This window comes from Rugamonas sp. DEMB1 (genome assembly GCF_029834475.1).
Lineage (GTDB): Bacteria > Pseudomonadota > Gammaproteobacteria > Burkholderiales > Burkholderiaceae_D > Rugamonas > Rugamonas rubra.
Window position 1 is genome coordinate 2,365,277 of the sequence record NZ_CP122407.1, and the last position, 17,800, is coordinate 2,383,076.

General features: G+C 64.7%; 15 protein-coding genes and 3 pseudogenes. 10 read left to right on the plus strand and 8 right to left on the minus strand.

The genetic code is table 11. The features are described from left to right. Positions 1-13: 13 nt before the first annotated feature. From QC826_RS10900 to QC826_RS10920, 5 genes are all read right to left on the minus strand, one after another. On the minus strand, positions 14-538 hold the full coding sequence (locus QC826_RS10900; protein ID WP_313872857.1) for a pilus assembly protein: 525 nt from the start codon (positions 536-538) through the stop codon (positions 14-16). A gap of 70 nt (positions 539-608) precedes the next feature. After that, complete coding sequence (locus QC826_RS10905) at positions 609-1,199, minus strand: TadE/TadG family type IV pilus assembly protein (RefSeq protein ID WP_279765629.1); 591 nt, start codon at positions 1,197-1,199, stop codon at positions 609-611. A gap of 19 nt (positions 1,200-1,218) precedes the next feature. After that, positions 1,219-2,742 (minus strand): TadE/TadG family type IV pilus assembly protein, encoded by a 1,524-nt coding sequence (locus QC826_RS10910; protein WP_279765630.1) that lies wholly within the window; start codon positions 2,740-2,742, stop codon positions 1,219-1,221. A gap of 244 nt (positions 2,743-2,986) precedes the next feature. Next, complete coding sequence (locus tag QC826_RS10915; RefSeq protein ID WP_279765631.1) at positions 2,987-3,643, minus strand: hypothetical protein; 657 nt, start codon at positions 3,641-3,643, stop codon at positions 2,987-2,989. A gap of 270 nt (positions 3,644-3,913) precedes the next feature. Continuing rightward, positions 3,914-4,240: a hypothetical protein gene (locus QC826_RS10920; RefSeq protein ID WP_279765632.1), complete on the minus strand. Its 327-nt coding sequence runs from the start codon at positions 4,238-4,240 to the stop codon at positions 3,914-3,916. 262 nt (positions 4,241-4,502) lie between these two features. Between QC826_RS10920 and QC826_RS10925 the strand changes: the two genes are divergently transcribed. The 3 genes and pseudogenes from QC826_RS10925 (at position 4,503) to QC826_RS10935 (ending at position 7,597) form a co-directional block, all read left to right on the plus strand. Further along, complete coding sequence (locus QC826_RS10925) at positions 4,503-5,321, plus strand: hypothetical protein (protein ID WP_279765634.1); 819 nt, start codon at positions 4,503-4,505, stop codon at positions 5,319-5,321. A gap of 43 nt (positions 5,322-5,364) precedes the next feature. Next, positions 5,365-6,030: pseudogene (locus QC826_RS10930) on the plus strand (penicillin acylase family protein); the annotation flags it as partial. A gap of 94 nt (positions 6,031-6,124) precedes the next feature. Beyond that, the gene (locus QC826_RS10935; protein WP_279765635.1) at positions 6,125-7,597 is read left to right on the plus strand and encodes a penicillin acylase family protein; all 1,473 of its coding nucleotides are present in this window, start codon (positions 6,125-6,127) and stop codon (positions 7,595-7,597) included. A 127-nt stretch (positions 7,598-7,724) separates the two neighbouring features. Here the strand turns inward: QC826_RS10935 and QC826_RS10940 are convergent. Both QC826_RS10940 and QC826_RS10945 read right to left on the minus strand, forming a co-directional pair. Then, a pseudogene (locus tag QC826_RS10940) lies at positions 7,725-8,911 on the minus strand (trans-sulfuration enzyme family protein). Further along, positions 8,908-10,284, minus strand: coding sequence for a cystathionine beta-synthase (locus QC826_RS10945; protein ID WP_279765636.1), 1,377 nt, complete (start codon positions 10,282-10,284; stop codon positions 8,908-8,910). The pseudogene QC826_RS10940 and the gene QC826_RS10945 overlap by 4 nt, the downstream one beginning before the upstream one ends. A gap of 257 nt (positions 10,285-10,541) precedes the next feature. Between QC826_RS10945 and QC826_RS10950 the strand changes: the two genes are divergently transcribed. From QC826_RS10950 to QC826_RS10970, 5 genes are all read left to right on the plus strand, one after another. Next, positions 10,542-11,096 (plus strand): thymidine kinase, encoded by a 555-nt coding sequence (locus QC826_RS10950; RefSeq protein ID WP_093390178.1) that lies wholly within the window; start codon positions 10,542-10,544, stop codon positions 11,094-11,096. 145 nt (positions 11,097-11,241) lie between these two features. Continuing rightward, the gene (locus tag QC826_RS10955) at positions 11,242-12,606 is read left to right on the plus strand and encodes an EndoU domain-containing protein (protein ID WP_279765639.1); all 1,365 of its coding nucleotides are present in this window, start codon (positions 11,242-11,244) and stop codon (positions 12,604-12,606) included. 14 nt (positions 12,607-12,620) lie between these two features. Beyond that, positions 12,621-13,031, plus strand: a complete 411-nt coding sequence (locus tag QC826_RS10960; RefSeq protein ID WP_279765641.1) for a hypothetical protein — start codon at positions 12,621-12,623, stop codon at positions 13,029-13,031. Between the two features lie 455 nt (positions 13,032-13,486). After that, positions 13,487-13,855, plus strand: coding sequence for an XRE family transcriptional regulator (locus tag QC826_RS10965; protein ID WP_279765643.1), 369 nt, complete (start codon positions 13,487-13,489; stop codon positions 13,853-13,855). 191 nt (positions 13,856-14,046) lie between these two features. Beyond that, positions 14,047-15,171: a type II toxin-antitoxin system HipA family toxin gene (locus tag QC826_RS10970; RefSeq protein ID WP_279765645.1), complete on the plus strand. Its 1,125-nt coding sequence runs from the start codon at positions 14,047-14,049 to the stop codon at positions 15,169-15,171. 26 nt (positions 15,172-15,197) lie between these two features. Here the strand turns inward: QC826_RS10970 and QC826_RS10975 are convergent, their stop codons facing one another. After that, positions 15,198-16,154, minus strand: coding sequence for a LysR substrate-binding domain-containing protein (locus QC826_RS10975; protein WP_093390175.1), 957 nt, complete (start codon positions 16,152-16,154; stop codon positions 15,198-15,200). A 96-nt stretch (positions 16,155-16,250) separates the two neighbouring features. Between QC826_RS10975 and QC826_RS10980 the strand changes: the two genes are divergently transcribed. Both QC826_RS10980 and QC826_RS31580 read left to right on the plus strand, forming a co-directional pair. After that, entirely contained in the window at positions 16,251-17,198 is a 948-nt protein-coding gene (locus tag QC826_RS10980; protein ID WP_093390174.1) for an NAD-dependent epimerase/dehydratase family protein, read from the plus strand. Next, positions 17,198-17,686 (plus strand): annotated as a pseudogene (locus QC826_RS31580) (LysE family translocator); the annotation flags it as partial. The gene QC826_RS10980 and the pseudogene QC826_RS31580, both read left to right, overlap by 1 nt. Positions 17,687-17,800: the final 114 nt, after the last annotated feature.

Sequence of the window (17,800 nt, forward strand, 5' to 3'; positions counted from 1 at the left end):
GCCGCTGGGCGGCCTACGTTCCTATGTACGGGGAGCCGGCTTGGGTGGTTATTGTCATGCTCGCCTCTGTGATCCCGTCGAAGAATGGATCCGAGACTTTGATTCGAATGACTATCGAAATTGTTAATGGCACGGTAAAGCCATCGCAGATGATTCCATCGCAAAGGATGCTGGTGGATGGCGCGTAATCCCCAGGGTTGAGTTCTCCAGTTTCGCTGGCGATGATGCTGTTCACAACTGCTTTGACGTTGGCGACTTCCGCCGGGGACGCCATATCGGCCACCGGAACGGTTGAGAAATAGCGCATCGCATCTTGCGTCGCATTGCGTGCCACCCCGTAGTGCCAAACGACGCGTCCTATATATAACAGCGACGTTAGTAGAATGAGAAGCACGGGCAGTACCATCGCCATCTCGATTGCGGCGATACCACCCTGTCTCCGCTGAGGCAAGCCGCGTCGGCTACGGGAGTGTGGTGCGTTCACCCTAAGGCGACGCCCTATATGGCCTTCCATTTCCACTTGTTCCTCGCTTTCCATTGGTATGCGGTGCTATCGCGCACAGGGATTGCCCGTCGAGGATGGCGCTCCCCGCCGGGTTGACGGTAGGTCAAAAACAAGTCGCCATTCCCGGCGTGAAGCCAAGTGATTCGGCGGCGACGATTCGTGTCGCCTTGGGCAAATTTCCCTGTATGCCGATCATCGAGATGATCGACTGGTATGGCACGCTCGCGCAGGTACTGGTATCGAGCGGATCGCAGATGCGCACGCGGACAAAGCGAACACAGTTGAGGCTGTTCGGGTCTGTCATGCAGGTGATCCGATTGTTCGCGACGCAAGAGGGCATGTTGGCTGTCGGGATCTCGGTCAAGGTCATGCTGCCGGTTCCGTTGCCGGCCCGCGGCAGCGACAAATAGTCAATGCGCACATGGCCGTCCGTGATCGGCGCGCCCAGGATCAGTGGGCCGGCGGAACTGCGGAAGATGGCTGCTTGACGCAGCGCCGTCTTGGCCGCCTCGTTGGTGAAGTCGGTGTTGCTGGCCAGGTTGGCGGCGCGGCGCGTCACTTCTTCCAGTGTATTGAACAGGTACATCACGCGCGCCAGTTCAATCACCCCAAAGGCCAGCATGAGGAAGATCAGGAGCACCAATGCAAACTCGACCACGACGGAGCCAAGCTGGGCTTGGATATGTTTGCGCATATTCATCAATTGTGAAGGATCATGGGTACAAGGTCACCTCGCCACCCAGGGACTGCTCCTGGGCCAGGCCGGCAAATTCGGCGTAGATGCTGGTCGCCGTGGCCGGCACGGTCATGAAGAACTTGCCTATCCCCAGCACCGTGGCCGTGCTGAGCGCGCCGCCACCGACCGGGCACGACAGCAGCGCGACGTTGAGCACGCGACGCTTGGCGACGGCCATGGGCTTGTGCGCGGCCGACGGGGCGAGGAAATTGGCGCCGGAAGTGGCGCTGTAGGGTGTCGCCGTGCCGCCGCCGGGGTAGGCTGCGGTGACGGTGGGCGTGCCCGGCGCATACAGGCTGGTCCAGGTGCTGGTGGCGAACGGCGCGTAGCCGCCGGCCGGCTCCAGCGGGCTCGCGGTGTAGGACGAGTAGGGCACCGCCCTGGTGCCCGCCCACAAGGGGCCGTACATGGGCGCGGTGTTGCCCGGCGGCGGGGCGGGCAGCGGGTCGGCGATGGTCCACAATTTGCCGAGGTGGGTCGTCGACTGGGCCGCTTGCGCGCCGGGCGCCGTGCCCATCCATGGAATGGCGGTGTACAGATAGGATTTGATGTTGACGTCCGGCGGCGCCGTCACGGGATTGCACAGGCCGCCGACATATTGATCGAAGCGCGAGTTGAGCTGCTGGTAGAGCGAGGCGAGGGGGAAGGGGCGGCCGACCGTGACGGGGCCGCCTGTGACCCGCGGCATCGCCAGCCGGCCGACGCAGGCGAACGGCCCCACCAAGCTCGGCCATGTGTTGGCGGCGCTGCCGTAGACATTCGGCGGATCAATCGGATCGATGACGAAGTTCTCGGCGCTGGTCCCGCTCGGGTTCAACTGCATCAGGTCGTAGCCGACGCCGCGGCGGAAGCCGTATTCGACCAGCTCCACCTGGGGCGGCGCGCTCGGATTGGACCGCGCGGCGGCCGGGGTGTTCGACATCGCGCAGACGGCCAGCGGCGTGACCTTGATGCTGGCGCGGCCCGCCACCGCGCGGCCCCCGACGCTGACGCTGGCCAAGCTGCTGGACACGATGTTCATGAAGTTCAGCGTGACGGCGCCGTGTGCGGCGTCAAGCAAGCCGGTGTCGACTTTGACGAACAACAAGCCGTCGGGCGAGCTTGCGGCGCCCGCCGCATCTTTCCAGGGACCATCCGACAGCGCGGCAAACGAGATGGCGGCATTGCTCCAAACCACGAACTGTTGATTGTGCTGATATTTCCAAGTGGCCGCCGTGGCCGTCGCCTTGCCTAGCGCATTGTTGACGCCGGCGGCGGTGCCGTTGAGTTGCCGTGCGGCGGCGAGCGCGACGACGTTCGCCAACCCTTGTAGTTCGACCTTGCGGTTGTAGACCAGGCCAAGGTCCAAGGCCATCCCGATGAATCCGAGCAGCGCGACCACCATCATGGTAAACAAGATCGTCGCCGCGCCGCGCTGCGGCGCCAAGCGTCGCCGTGCTCTGGCCGTGGGGTGCTGACAGTCATGCGGGACGTGTCCCGATTTGCAGGCGTTTGCGATCATGCGCCGTCTCCAGAGCCGGGCCGGTCCCGATTCACGTTCCCAGGCGCAATTGAGCGCCGTCAAGAGACGATTCTAGTGAGACCTTGCGCGCCGAGCTTGACGGGGAGCAAACACAGCTTCGATCACTTTCGTTCCGGCATCACCTGCCGCTTGTTGATGGCTCAGGCCTTCCATTCGGGCCGTTCGACGGGGCGCGGGCGCGCGGCGCGGCGGCGTTCGGGCGGGTCGGACAGCACACGCACGATTACGCTGAACGGGATGCCGTTACGCACCAGAAATGCCGAGGCGAGGGCGCGGTCGTGGGCCTGCATGAGGGCCAGGCCTTGCTCGACGAGCTTAGACATCTCGTTGTTTGGCCGCGATGATTGATTGATGTCGTCCATGATACGCGCACATGATGTTTCGCTTGTGAGGCGAGGAACGATAGCATGAACGACATCGGCTTGCCTGGTTTGCTCAATCGTGCGCCAGCCTTGGCGGCCTCAATCGAGCTGGGTGCCGATGAAGCACCAGGGCTGTGTGCTGCCGGGCCCTCGGGCCGCCAGCTGAGGCCGCCGCCGATGTATCTGCCGGCCGAGTCGATCAAATTGAACTCCAGGCCCAGCGAGGCGATGGTCGAGCTGCCGTTGAAGATGGTCGCCAGCGTCGGCCCCATCATGCTGAGGTAGGAAACGCCCTTGATCTTGATCGGCAGCGGGCCGGTCAGCGCGGGGGCGGAGAAGGTGCCCTCCACCACGAAGGTGGTGAACTCCGCCGTGCCCCGGTCCACCGCTGCGGCCGCCAGTTCGGCCAGGGCGTCGTGGCCGCTGCGCTTGAGGTCGCGGAAGTGGTAGGTCAAGGTGCCCGGCACGCTGCGGCCGGTGGGGCTGTGCAAGACCAACTGAAATGTGACTGAATCCATAATTGTCTCCTGATTAAGTTAGATGGCGACGAAATCGGTGTTGCTGCGGCATCTAAGTTAGGGGCGCCGGCAGGATGTTGTCAATATATAAATATTATTGATAGTGACCGGCGCGGCCGGGCAGGACAATTGGCGAGTGCCGCGCCCACCAGCCATTTGATCGCACGATGTTGGACCGCGTGGCCGGCCGTGTCGATTCGGCGCGAAAACGGTATTTGCGCTGCGCCAAAGACAAATTTCCATGCCACTTCGCGACAGCCCGCTGCGCCGTCAGCGGCCTGTGCGCGCGCCGGTCTTGCTGGTGCGGCGGCTGTCGAGCCAGTCGCGGCCGCCGGCCTCGAGCGCGGCGGCGATCACCGCCGGCGGCAGGCTGTAGACGGTGGCCCAGCTGGCGCGGCCGTCGGCGGTGTTGCCGGGGAAGCTGTCGGCCTCGATAGGCCAGTGGTACTTGCGCTTGAGGATCTTGACGATGGTGGCCAGCGCGACGCGGCCCTGCAGCGGCTCGGCGCCGGTCTGGTCGGCGTCCGACAGCAGCACGGCCAGCACGGCGCCGCGCGCCGTCAGCGGGCCGGGGAATTTGGGAGGTTTATCGGACATCGCCGCATTGTAGCCCGCTTCGCCCCGGCCCGGCGGTGCCGCCATGGCGCGGCCGCCTTTGCTCGGCAGCGGCGTCACCCTCCGGCAGCGGTCTTTCGGTGGGACACGCCGGCAAGTGCGCGCGCCGCGCCGCACGCAATGTCGTTTTAGCAATCAATTGCGATGCGCCTTTGGCCGGCCGGCCAGATGGTGTAGCATGCTGTTCGGCGATTTGGCAGGCGCACAGCCGCGCCCCCGCGCCGGTATTGGAAGGAATCACAGTATGCAAATCAAAATCAACGACACCCTGCGCGCCTACATCGACCCGCTGACCGAGGCCGAGTACACCGCGCTCGAGCGCAGCATCCTGGTCGAGGGCTGCCGCGACGTGCTGGTGCTGTGGCAGGACGTGCTGGTCGACGGCCACAACCGCTACCAAATCTGCCAGCAGCACGGCGTGCCGTTCAAGGTGACGGAGAACACCAGCTTCAAGAGCCTGGACGACGTCAAGCTGTGGATGATCGACAACCACCTGGGCCGGCGCAGCGTGTCGGACTTCCAGCGCGGCGTGCTGGCGCTGCGCAAGAAGGACATCATGGCCGCCAAGTCGGCCGAGCTGGCCGCGCTGGCGCTGGCCGAGGACGCCGCCGTGGCGCCGCCCGAGGACGGCGAGGCCGCCGCGCGGCCGGCCGCCATGCCGCTCAGCTCGCGCGAGGACATCGCCCGCGCCGCCCGCCTGAGCAGCAACACCATCAGCCAGATCGAGAAGATCCAGAAGACCGCCGCGCCCGAGCTGGTCGAGGCGGTGCGCTCCGGCACCATTTCGATCAACGCCGCCGCCACCGTCGCCTCGCTGCCGGAGGCCGAGCAGGTCGCCGCCGTGGCCGGCGGCAAGAAGCAGATGCAGCAGGCCGCCAAGGAGGTGCGCGAACTGCGCGCCGCCGCGCGCACGCCGCGCGAACCGAAGGAGGGCGAGGAGCCGTTGAGCGAGGTCGACCAGCTGCGCGCCGAGATCGCCACGCTCAAGGCGCGCAACGCCGCGCTGAAGGCGGAGAACGCCGCGCTGCACGAGCGCATCTCCGCCCTGGTCGACGCTTCCTAGGCCGGCGGCGACCATGTCGACCATGCGTCCCGTGCTGGCCATGATGTGCCTGCTGCCGCTGGGCGCGGCGGGCAATGCCGCCGCCGCCGGCCATGCCGACAAGGCCAACACCGCCGACCAGGCGAGCGGCGCGCGCGCCAAGGCCGGCGCGGCCGAGGCGGCGCGCTGGCGCGCCCAGGCGCGGCGCGTCACCATCCGGCGCGACAAATGGGGCATCCCCCACGTCCACGGCAAGAGCGACGCCGACGCCGTCTTCGGCCTGATGTACGCCCAGGCCGAGGACGACTTCAAACGCGTCGAGCTAAACTACATCAACGCCATGGGCCGCCTGGCCGAGGTGCAGGGCGAGGCCGAGCTGTACCGCGACCTGCGCATGAAGCTGTTCATCAGTCCGGCCCAGCTCAAGGCGCAGTACGCCGCCAGCCCGGCCTGGCTGAAGAAGCTGATGACGGCCTTCGCCGACGGCCTCAACTTCTACCTGGCCACGCACCCGCAGGTCAAGCCGCAGCTGATCGCCCGCTTCGAGCCGTGGATGGCGCTCAGCTTCAGCGAGGGCAGCATCGGCGGCGACATCGAGTCGGTCAACCTGCAGCAGCTGGAGCAGTTGTACGGCCGCCGCGCGCCGCTGGCCGGACCGGCGCGGACGCTGGCCCAGCTGCGCGGCAGCGACCTCGACGAGGAGCCGCGCGGCTCGAACGGCTTCGCCATCGCGCCCGCGCTGACGCGCAACGGCCACGCGCTGTTGCTGATCAACCCGCACACCTCCTTCTACTTCCGTCCCGAGGTGCAGGTCAGCAGCGGCGATGCTGAACGCCTACGGGGCCGTCACCTGGGGCCAGTTCTTCGTCTACCAGGGTTTCAACGAGCGCATCGGCTGGATGCACACCTCCGGCGGCGGCGACGTCATCGACGAATACGCCGAAACCGTGACCGAGCGCGACGGCCGCTTCTTCTACCGCTACGGCGCCGGCGAGCGCGCGCTGAAGGCGGTCGACATCACGCTGCCCTACAAGGGAGCGGACGGCGCGATGGCCAGCAAGGTGGTCAGGGTCTACTACAGCCACCACGGCCCCATCGTGCGCGAGGCGGACGGCAAGTGGCTCGCCGTGCGGCTGATGAACCAGCCGCGCAAGGCGCTGACGCAGTCCTTCATCCGCACCAAGGCGCGCAACTACGCCGCCTTCCACAAGGCGATGGAGCTGCGCACCAACTCGTCCAACAACACCGTCTACGCCGACGCGGACGGCAACATCGCCTACTTCCACGGCAATTTCATCCCCGTGCGCGACAGCCGCTTCGACTGGCGCCAGCCGGTCGACGGCAGCGACCCGGCCACCGAGTGGCGCGGCCTGCACGCCGTCAAAGACACCATCACCCTGTTCAATCCGCCCAACGGCTGGATCCAGAACACCAACAACTGGCCGTTTTCGGCGGCCGGCAAGTACAGCCCGCGCGCGCGGGACTACCCGGCCTACATGTCGATGAACCCGGAGAACCCGCGCGGCATCCACGCCGTGCGCGTGCTGCAGGACCAGCGCGACTTCACCATCGACAGCCTGATCGCCAGCGCCTACGACAACGCGCTGCCGGCCTTCGAGCCGCTGCTGCCCAAGCTGTTCGCGGCCTGGGACGAGCTGGCCGAGGGCGACCCGCTCAAGCCGGCGCTGGCGGCGCAGGTGGCCGCGCTGCGCGGCTGGGACACGCGCTACGCGCTCGATTCGGTGGCGACCTCGCTGGCGGTGTTCTGGGCGCAGGACATGGCGGCCAGCTTCGGCCCGTCCGCCAAGAGCGCCAAGATGCTGGTGCTCGACTATATGGAGACGCGCTTGACGGCGCGCGAGCGCCTGCTGGCGCTGCAGCGCGCCTCGGACAAGCTGGCGGCCGACTTCGGCCAGTGGCAAACGCCGTGGGGCGAGATCAACCGCTTCCAGCGCCTGACCGGCGACGTGGTGCAGCCCTTCGACGACAGCAAGCCGAGTTTGCCGGTGGCCTTCGCCTCGGCCAACTGGGGTTCGTTGGCGGCCTACGGCATGACCACGCCGGCCAAGACCAAGCGCATCTACGGCGAGCGGGGGAATAGCTTCGTGGCGGCGGTGGAGTTCGGCCCGCGCCTGAAGGCCCGGAGCATCCTGGCCGGCGGGCAGAGCGGCGACCCGGCCTCGCCGCACTTCGCCGACCAGGCGGAGATGTACGCGCGCGGCGAGTTCAAGGAGGTGCTGTTCTACCCCGAGGACGTCGAGCGCAACCTAGAGCGCAAGTACCATCCGGGGCAGTAAGGACAACCCCCGCCGCATTGCGCGGCTGCGCTTGCGGCGCCGTGAACAGGGTCAGACCCTCAGGGTCTGACCCTCTGGCGAGGCGCGGGCCGGCCACCGACAGGGCCTGTCGGGGTTCGGCGCTGGCTTAGATCGCGGCCAGCGCGTTGGCCAGGTCCTGGCGCAAGTCGTCGATGTGCTCGATGCCGACCGACAGCCGGATCAAACCGTCGCCAATGCCCAGCCTGGCGCGCTGCTCAGCCGGAATGCTGGCATGGGTCATCAGCGCCGGATGCTCGATCAGGCTTTCCACTCCACCCAGGCTCTCGGCCAGCGCGAACACCTCGCAGCGCTCGAGGAAGCGGCGGGCGCCGGCCAGGTCGGTGTTCAAATCGATCGAGATGATGCCGCCGAAGCCGTCCATCTGCCGCCGCGCCAGCGCGTGCTGCGGGTGTGACGTCAGTCCCGGGTAGTACACCTTCCTCACCAGCGCCTGCGGCTCGAGCCAACGGGCCAGCTCCAGCGCGCTGGCGCAGTGGCGCTCCATGCGGATGGCCAGCGTCTTCACGCCGCGCAGGGCGAGGAAGCTGTCGAACGGGCCGGCGATGGCGCCCACCGAGTTCTGCAAAAAGCCCAGCTGCTCGCGCCAGGCCTGCTGGCGCGCCTCGCCGCCGACGATGGCGAGGCCGCCGATGATGTCGGAGTGGCCGTTCAAATACTTGGTGGTCGAGTGCACCACGATGTCGAAGCCGTGCTCCAGCGGGCGCTGCACCAGCGGGCTGGCGAAGGTGTTGTCGGCCACGGCGATGATGCCGTGCTGGCGGCAGATCTCGGCGATGGCGCGCAGGTCGGCCAGCTTGAGCATCGGGTTGGTCGGCGTCTCCACCCACACCATGCGCGTCTCCGGGCGGATCGCCGCCAGCAGGTTGGCCGGGTTGGTCAGGTCGACGTAGGTGAAGTCGTGGCCGGCGCTGCGCCGGCGCACCCGCTCGAACAGACGGTAGGTGCCGCCGTACATGTCGTCGCCGGCGATGATGTGCGAGCCGGCGTCGGCCAGTTCCAGCACCGTCGAGATGGCGGCCAGGCCGGAGGCGAAGGCGTAGCCCTCGGCGCCGCCCTCCAGGTCGGCGACGCAGCGCTCCAGCGCCCAGCGGGTGGGGTTGTGCGAGCGGCCGTAGTCGAGGCCTTGTGCACGCCCGGGCTTTGCTGGACGAAGGTCGAGGTGGCGTAGATCGGCGGCATGATGGCGCCGGTGCTGGGGTCGGGCGACTGGCCGGCGTGGATGACGCGGGTGGCCAGGTGCTGCCGCTTGCTGCTGTCGTTTGAGTGGCTCAAGATTGTGTCCTGCGAAGATGGTTGAGGAGGTCGAAGCGGGTGATCAGGCCGTAGAACACGTTGTCGTCGGCGACGACGGCGGTCAGGCCGCGGTCGAGCGTGCTGCGCAGCGCCTGCAGGCTGGCGTTCGGGTGCAGCGTTTCGAGCCGGCTGGTCATGGTGCTGCCGACCAGGCTGGAGAACTGCACGGCGTGGTCGTCGAGCTTGAGCAGCAGGTCGGACTCGTCGATGATGCCGACCAGGCGGCCACCGTCGAGCACCGGCAGTTGCGCCAGGTCGCTACTGCGCATGCGGTTGAAGGCGGTCAGCAGGGTGTCGGAGGGCGCCACGCTGACCACCTCGCCGGCGTCGTGGCGGCGGCCGATCAGGTCGCGCAGGTCGCCGCTGGCGGCGCGCCGCAGCAGGCCCTGGTCGTGCATCCAGCCGTCGTTGTAGACCTTCGACAGGTAGCGCGTGCCGGTGTCGCAGACGAAGGTGACGACGCGCTTCGGCGTGCTCTGGGCGCGGCAGTATTTGAGCGCGGCGGCCAGCAGGGTGCCGGTCGACGAGCCGCCCAGGATGCCCTCGGCGCGCAGCAGCTCGCGCGCGCTGTCGAAGCTCTCCTGGTCGCTGATGGTGTAGGCCTGGCGCACGCCGCTGGTGTCGGCGATGGCGGGGATGAAGTCCTCGCCGATGCCCTCGACGGCCCAGGAGCCGCTGACCGGGTTGACCCTGCCGGTGTCGATGTACTCGGCCAGGATCGAACCCTTGGGGTCGGCCAGGACGAATTCGAGCCTGGGCTGGACCCGGCCGAAGTAGCGCGTCAGGCCGCTCAGCGTGCCGCCCGAGCCGACGCCGACGACGATGGCGTCGACATTGTGGCCGGTTTGCTGCCAGATCTCGGGGCCGGTGCTAGTCTCGTGGGCCAGCGGGTTGGCCGGGTTGTTGAACTGGTCGGCGAAGAAGGCGCCGGGGGTTTCGCGCGCCAGGCGGGCGGCGTAGTCCTGGTAGTACTCGGGGTGGCCCTTGGCGACGTCGGAGCGGGTGGTGCGCACCTCGGCGCCGAGCGCCTTCAGGTGCAGCACCTTCTCGGTCGACATCTTGTCGGGCACGACGAGCAGCACGCGGTAGCCCTTGATGCGGCCGACCAGGGCCAGGCCCAGGCCGGTGTTGCCGGCGGTCGCCTCGATGATGGTGCCGCCCGGCTGGAGCCGGCCGTCGGCCTCGGCCGCCTCGATGATGGAGCGGCCGATGCGGTCCTTAATCGAGCCGCCGGGGTTCTGCGATTCGAGCTTGAGGAAGAGCTGGCAGGGGCCGGTGTCGAGGCGGGTCACCTGGATCAGCGGGGTGTTGCCGATCAGGTCGAAGAGTGCGGGTTGCGCTGTGGTGTCCATAAATTCTCCTGGCTGGGAAGCGGCGCCGGCGGATTGTGTCCGGCCGTGCTTTTTCCTGAAAAGAAGCGGATCTTAGGCCGCCAAATTCATGCTGGGAAGGAATGTTTCCGTGCTAGCTTATGCGGGAAACTGTCAATTCCGCTGTGCTGCCCGAAAAGCAAGTATGCGCTTTTTCGCGCGGGGGCGGTTTATAATCGCGCTCGCGAACGGCGCCAGGCGCCGCCGCGTTCGACGACTTCACAGGGCACAAGGCAGCAGTGGCAAAACTTTATTTCCGTTATTCTGCGATGAACGCAGGCAAATCCACCGCGATGTTGCAGGTGGCGCACAACTACGAGGAGCAGGGCCAGCGCGTGCGCCTGTTCACCGCCGCCATCGACGACCGCTACGGCGTCGGCCAGGTGACCTCGCGGCTGGGGCCGAGCCGCCAGGTCGAGGTGTTCCACGCCGACACCGACTTCCTGCGCGAGGTCGACGAGAAGATCGCCTGCCTGTTGATCGACGAGGCGCAGTTCCTCAGCACCGCCCAGGTGCAGCAGCTGCACCAGCTGGCCCAGGTGGGCGGCGTGCCGGTGATCAGCTACGGCCTGCGCACCGACTTCCGCGGCCAGCCCTTTGCCGGCTCGGCCTACCTGCTGGCGCTGGCCGACGACATCGAGGAGCTGAAGAACATTTGCAGCTGCGGCAAAAAGGCGACCATGAACATCCGCGTCGACCAAGACGGCAAGCGCATGAAGGAGGGCGAGCAGATCAGCATCGGCGGCAACGAGAGCTACCGCCAGGCCTGCGGGCGCTGCTTCTACGCGGAGTAGGCGGCGGAGCAGCGGCGGAGGGCTGGATGCTATTTTGCTCGCGACGTTCGCCGTTAGTTGTCCCTTGCCATCATTTGCGTTGCGTCAACTCCTGCCATTGATGGGAGCGCATGCTGTGCGGACATGAACCCACAGCGCGCCCATCATGAGCAGCAATCGCTTTGATCGCTTCGAGTATTACGAATGTCTGCGGCAGCAGGACACGCTGCTGGACGAGGCCATTGCCCGGCGGCGCCTGGCGGACTGTCCGCACGGCCCGTTCGAGCACCGACTTGGTCTAGACGGGTATTTGTACATTGGCGCCCGCGTGCGCCGCGTGCGCGAAGCCGTTGCCGAATCCCAATCGTTCGCGCTGCGCGAATTGCAGGCCAAATTGGGCGGTATTGGCCTGGCCGATGTCTGGCCGATTTTGCGGGAAATCTGCCACGATGTCGCCTTGTACGTCGGTGGTGGCGCAATAGTTGGCGGCGCCATCGGTGGCGGCTTGGGTGTGTTTGCGTTTGGCGCCGGTGCCTTGCCGGGCGCCGCTGCGGGTGCCGCGCTGGGGACGCAGGCGGGCAATCTGCTGCTGGGCTTTTTCGGCCTGAAATCGGTGGTGGTGTTCATGCTCGACAGCCTGCCGCGCGCCACACGCGCCTACCGGCAAGGTTTCTTCGAAGCGTGGGGCGGGATGCCCGACCTGGGCGCCCATTCACTGGACGCGCCCCATTACGGCGTCGATCGCCTGGCCGACAGCACCTATCTGGCCGCGCGCGCCTTCGCGCGCGGCCACGAGATTCTTATCCTGGCCCTATTGGCTGGCGTGGTGGCCTATCTGACCAGAGGCAAGGGCCAGTTGTCGGCGCTGTTGGCGGAGGTGCGGCAAAGCGCGCGGCTGGGGCCGAAAATGGCGAGTTGGCTGGAGCAGAATGAAGGTAAACTGCTTAGTCATCCATTGCTGAACGAGCGTGCGCGGGGGAATGGCGGCGGCGCCATCGGTGGCGGCGCGGAAGTCGGCGCGTCCGCATCCGGTCCACGCACGGGCAATCAAACGACAACAGGAGCCGCTCCGCGTGATAGCACCCAGGCAGTTGGCGAAGCCGACCGCAAGGTTTCACTTGGAGGGAATAACGTTCTTGGGTCGCCTGTCGACATCGCTCATGCTATAGGTGCTGACTATACCAAGGCCGGCAGACCAACGGGCGGACATAGTTTGCTCAATGGAGATGTAAGAATTTTGCCCGGTACGGAGTCAGCTCCCGATGCTTCTGGTGTCTATAAAGCAACCATTCAAGTTCCAGATCCTCAAAATCCCGGGCAATGGATTACAAAAACCAGTAATGCTTCGATGAATTCTATGTTTCCCAAAAATTGGGATGCCTCGAGAATTCAGTCCGAAGTAGATGCCGCGTGGAATTCTCCGAGTAAGGTTGTAAGTGGAAATAAATGGAGTTCTTTCACCCCGTCAGGGGTAAAAGTTGAAGGATATGTTTCTCCACGGACGACTGTGTACCCAGTGCATCAACCTTAAAACCAAAGTGAGTAATGATGAAACTTAGATTTTCTTATGTTGTAGGTGGATTTCACCAAAAACTCGGCCAAGTATTTCATTGGCAGCAAGAAGCAATAGGTGGTGAGAATGCGCAGCGGTATAAGCAATATCTCTGCGAAGTACTGAGCTCAGTTGCCCAAGGAACCGATGATTGCGATCGACTCTTACACGATATCAATGAGGTTGAAAATGGTGGCCGGGTTGAGATCGAAACGGGTGGGAATGACGTCACCCTAACGCTGAGGCCTACTGGAGTACAAGTCGATATTGAGGTCAATGAGGATTGGGTAGGTCAGCCAGATGGGCATTTTGACATACGCGAATGGAAGGCCGCTTTGACGGGCTGGCGTCAATTTCTACAAATGCCTCGATCCTTGGAGTCCTTTGTAGAGATCGACTTATAGACAATTTCTGGTCGGCCGCTCACATCGATGCGGGGGCTGCTTCTACTCCGAGTAGACGGGCTCTCAGCGTAGGCGGCGCTTCGCCTATCCCGACAGACCTTAGACAATTGGCGACATCTGCGGCGCGCCCGAGCAGGCGAAGCGAAGGACTCCTCCATCGGCCAAAGTGCGCGCTACCTGGGCTGGTACGGCGAGAAGGAAGGTCAGCCGCCACGAGCCATTTTGGTCGCAAGCGGATTCGCGGAACCGGTGCGGTGGGCGGCCAAAGCCATTCCGGGGTTGAAGCTGGTGACTTACAGGGTGCAGTTCGCGTTCGAAGAAGCAACTGCGGAAAAATAAGGGAGATGGCCCAAAGCTGGTGAGCGGGCGGGGAGGGGCGCTTAGATTACCTCGGTCATCAGCATGCATACACATAGATATTGACGGAGGGGCCAGTGCCATCCTACTCTATAGGTATGCCAAAGACCTCCCGTGCCCTACTGCAACTCCCGCCAGCAACTGCGGCCGCCATCGAAAAGCTCGGTGCCGACCTGGCGGTCGCCCGCTTGCGCCGGAAGGAGTCATTGAAGACTTGGGCGAAGCGTATGGGGGTTTCCGTGCCTACGCTGCAGCGGCTGGAAGCCGGCGATCCGGCTGTTGGCGTCGGTATCGTCGCGACAGCGCTCTGGCTCATCAAGCGCGACGGCGAGCTGGGAAACCTCGCGGCGCCCGAACACGACCAAGGCGCCATCGAAATGGATGTCCGTGAGGCCGTTGAACTAGGTCGCGCGCGCGCTCAAGCCTCTGCGGAGGCCCGCATAAGCGCAAACCGGGCGAAGGACTGAAATGCGTTTAGACGACTTGTACCTCTGGCACTTGGCTGACCCCGCCACCCCGTGCTACATCGGGACACTAAAGTTGGTTTCAGCAGGTAAAGGCGTTTCATTACATTACGGGAAAGATTGGCTGGCCAACGGGTTCGCACTGAGCGAAGGGCCTGCCGCTCATCGATAACGAGTTCTTGCCGCCAGGCCGCTTGACGGCCGATGCGCCGCGAGCGGTCGGCGCGGTGGACGACGCGCGTCCGGACCGCTGGGGCGAGAAGGTCATTCGCTTCGTGGTTAGACCCAAGCGCCTCTCCCTGATGGAGTACCTGTATTACGCTGGTGACGACCGATTCGGCGCGCTCGGAATCTCTACGTCGTCAAGCACCTACAGTCCGCAAGCCGCGAGCCCACTTCCTCGGCTCGACGATGCACAACAGCTCAGTGAGGTAGCGGCAAAGATTGAGGCCTCGGAGCCCATCAGCGAGTTGGAGGCGAAGATTATCCGCGCTGGCGGCAGCCTCGGCGGAGCGAAGCCAAAGGCACTCATCGAAATCGGTGGCGAGCAGTGGCTTATCAAATTTTTCAACGGAGAGCCCGTCGATGCGCCGCTCATCGAGCATGCGACGATGACGCTTGCGAAGCGCGCGGGCATCACCACAGCCGAGACCCAGGTCATAGCCCTCGCAGGCGCAAACGCTCTCGCTGTCCGTCGTTTCGACCGCAAACCGGGTCGGCGGATTCACAGCATTTCAGCGGGTACCGCCATCCGCGCGGCCACTGCGTCCGGCGACGAACCAGAAATGGGGTATCCCCAGCTGGCGCGGATTCTCCGCCGTGTCGGCATCACGCAGGACGACATCAACCAAAGAGATGTACGCGAGCTCTTTCGTCGCATGGTCTTCAACATCCTGGTCGACAACACCGATGACCATGAGAAGAACCACTCCTTGCTGGTCGTGAACCCGCGCGGAAATGGCCGCCTGAAGCTGGCGCCGGCTTACGACGTCCTTCCTTCGAACTCAGGGCTGGGGTTCCAGGAGTTCATCTGCGGCGCCCATGGCCGAGAATCGACGCTCGAAAACGCGATGTCGCAGTGCGATGCGTTCGGCCTGCCGCCCGGGGAGGCCGCAGCCGAAGTTGTCGCCGTCATTGATGTCGTGAACACTTGGCAGGAACACTTCGCGCACGCCGGCGTGTCAGCGTGCGACATCGTGAGTCTGGCCGAGCGTATCGACGACGACGAGCTCTTGACCCAGCGCATCGGCTTCGACCAGGCCCGATTTCAGTCGGGGCCGGCCAAGCGGAAGCGGTCAAGTCCCTTCCGGCGCGCATAACGCCATCCCCGCTGAGAGCGGGGCCTTCAGACGCCGTGAGCAAGCGCCATGCCTTCGTGCGTTGCGGCCATACCCTGCCACTCCTGCTGCATCCAGGCGCTGAAATGGCCAACCTTTTGCAGCGCATGTTTGCCTGCGCCAACGCGCAGGTGGTAGGCGTAGGGCGACGGCAAGAAGAGCTCGGGGATGACGCGTAGGTTGCCGCGCACAATGTCCTCATGCGCAATCGAATACGGCGCCAGCGCCACGCCTTGAGCGGCGACGGCGGCTTGCACCAAGGTGCCGGAATGGCTGAACGCGCGTGAGAAGTTGTGCTTGCCCTTCAACGTGGCCACGGCCTTGTATTTCTTGAGAAGCAGCAACCAGTTTTCGGTCGTGCCCTCGTACAGCAAGGGAAACTTGTCCAGCGTATCAATCGACACCGGGACGGCCTGTTTGCTGGGCGTGTAGGGCAGAACAGCCGGGCTGTAGACCACCACCCATTGCTCCGCAAGGCGCGGCGCAGCATCCAAGGCGCCACGGCTGTAGTGGATGGCGATGTCGCAAGCCTGGTCCGTCGACGAGGCCAAGGGGGTAAGCTGATCGCTGGACTCCACGTGCAAGTCATATTTCGGCTGCAACTTGGTGAAGCGGTGTAGGCGCGGCACCAGCCACTTCGTGGCGAACGAATGGGTGGCCGATATCCGCAGAACCCACTCTTCGTCACCGCCGCGCAGCGCCGCCACCTTGCCGTGCAGCACCTCTAACAGGCCGCGCACGGTGAGGGCCAACTCTTGCCCCTTGTCCGTCAGCTTGATTTGTCGGGTCTGGCGCGTGAACAAGGCAAAGCCTAAGCTCATTTCCAACTGTTTGATTTGTTGACTGACGGCGCCCGGGGTTTTGTGCAGCTCGTATGCGGCAAGCTTGATGCTGGACCAGCGCGCGGCGGCCTCGAAATCGATCAGCCCTGAGAGGCTGCGCAAGGGCGTTGATTCGGTCTTCATAACTTAGAAATACTAATGCGTTGAGTTGAAATTGCTGGTTTGTCGGTGCGTGCTGCACTCGGGATAATACGCTCATGTCCAAATCAAAGGGTGGTTATGAGTAAGAATGTATTGATTATTGGCGGAACCCGCTACTTTGGAAAACTGCTCGTGGGCAGGCTGCTGGCGCAAGGCCACCGTGTCACCTTGGCCACACGCGGCGTCGCCCGGGATGACTTTGGCGAGCGAGTGCAACGTATCACGGTGAACCGGCGCGATCTGGCCTGCATGCAGCTGGCCTTCGCCGACGTCGCATTCTTTGATGTCGTGTTCGACCAGATATGCTATTCGCCGCTGGACGCCGCCATCTCGGCCCAGGTGTTCGCAGGCAAGGTGGGGCGCTACGTCATGGCGTCCACTATCGAGGTCTACGAGATTCTGCATGCGCAAGCAAGCGGGTCCTATCGTGAAGACGAGCTGGATTTGAACAAGGTGCAGGTGGACATGACAATTCCCTGGCATTCAGCTGAGCTGTCCGATGATCACTATGGCGAGGGCAAGCGCCAGGCCGAGGCTTTCCTATACCAAGATGGTCGTTTGCCCGTGGTGAGCGTCCGGATTGCCCACGTGCTGGGCGGGCCAGAGGACTTCACACGGCGGCTGGAGTTCTATGTGCAGCGGGTGTTGGCGCAGGAACCCATGCGGCATTCGGTCGGCGCGGGGCCCAGCTCATTCGTCGACGCCGAGGGTATTGCCGAATTTCTGTGCTGGGTCGGCGCGCAGGACTTCCTGGGGCCGGTGAACGCGGCCTGCGGAGGGGACATGTCGGCGCTGGACGTGTACGAGCGCGTGGCGGCGGTGCTGGATAAACCATCGCGCCCCATCGCCATGCCGGGTGCGCATGCCGTCTGCGAGCTGAGTCCCTTCGACTATACCCGTCCACATGCCATGGACACCCGCCGGGCGCAGGCCTTGGGCTACCGCTTTGCGGACAACGCCGCCTATTTGGATGGATTGATTCGTCGGCATGGCGCCAACGACGTCGAACAGGAGCGGCAACCATGATGAGCCTGACACAACTGTTGCCCTTCGTTTTGGCCTCGGCCCTGGTGATCGGCGTGCCCGGCCCGGCTACCTTCTTCGTCTTGGGGCAGGCCCGCATCTCGCATCGCCGGGCGGCCAGCGCCACGCTGGGCATTGTCTTGGGGGACGTGCTGCTGATGACGGCGTCGGCCTTGGGCTTTGCCGCGTTGGTGACGCGGTGGCCGCTGCTGCTGCTTGCCGTCAAGCTGGCGGGCGCGATCTTTCTGCTGTACCTGGCCTGGGGTTTGTGGGGTGGCGCCAGCCCGGCGGGGCAGCTGGCGCAGGGCGCGGCCGGCGGTTCGCGCGGCTTTGTCAAAGGCGTGCTGCTGACTGTCTTCAATCCCAAGCCAGTGCTGTTCTTTGCCGCCTTCTTCCCGCAGTTCATGCCCGAGCCCACGACCGCGCCCTTGCAAGGTTTTGCCGCGCTGGGTCTGGTGTTCGAACTATTGAATCTTGCCTACTTCGCAGCCTTGGTGGCATTGCTGACGGTGGCTGGAAATCAGCGCGGCTTTCAGAGCTTCTTTGAAGGGAAACTTCAACCGAGTGGCCGCGGTCGGGCTACTGTTGTGCAGTGGCCTGACGGT